The sequence below is a fragment of the Oleiphilus sp. HI0061 genome (assembly GCF_001635675.1).
Window position 1 is genome coordinate 1 of the sequence record NZ_LWFE01001208.1, and the last position, 535, is coordinate 535.

The window sequence follows — 535 nt, forward strand, 5'->3', positions numbered from 1 at the left end:
GGCTGAACTAATGGGTAGCCATGCCCAAAGATGCCATTGCACTTGATAGTCTAGGTCGAGTAAATAGCGATATAAGCTATAGCAGATTGCCCTCATTAATCCCATCATTAATCTGCTTGGCCACATAAACAGCTAATTGGTTCCCCAAAGAGTGGCCTGCAAATCTCAGGTTTTTGTTATTGTTAGCCAGTACTGCTGTGATTTGCTCAAAAGCGATTTCACCGACCGACTTGTTCGGTGCCTGTGACGTGCTGTAACTACCGTCATCTAGCCGATAACGCATACCTTTTGGGCCATTAGCACTCCACATTTTGGCTTCTGCATCTTTGACTTCAGCTTCATCGGCAAACTGGTTCCAGTAAAATACGCCAACGTTCCAACCCCTTTGCTTCCAGGATTTATGCGAGAGTGAGTTGCCATTGTTGGCGAAGGTAAAGTCTTCGCGGTCATAGCCATCTTGCGAAGAGCCATTCTGCCAGCCATGGAAATAAATAACCGTTGGCTTCGAGTCGTCATAGTAATTACTAATGGTTTC

The 535-nt window shown here is 45.6% G+C and carries 1 pseudogene; it reads right to left on the reverse strand.

Features of this window, described 5'->3' with window-relative positions:
- Positions 1-76 precede the first annotated feature (76 nt).
- A pseudogene (locus A3735_RS31145) lies at positions 77-535 on the reverse strand (cell adhesion protein); the annotation flags it as partial.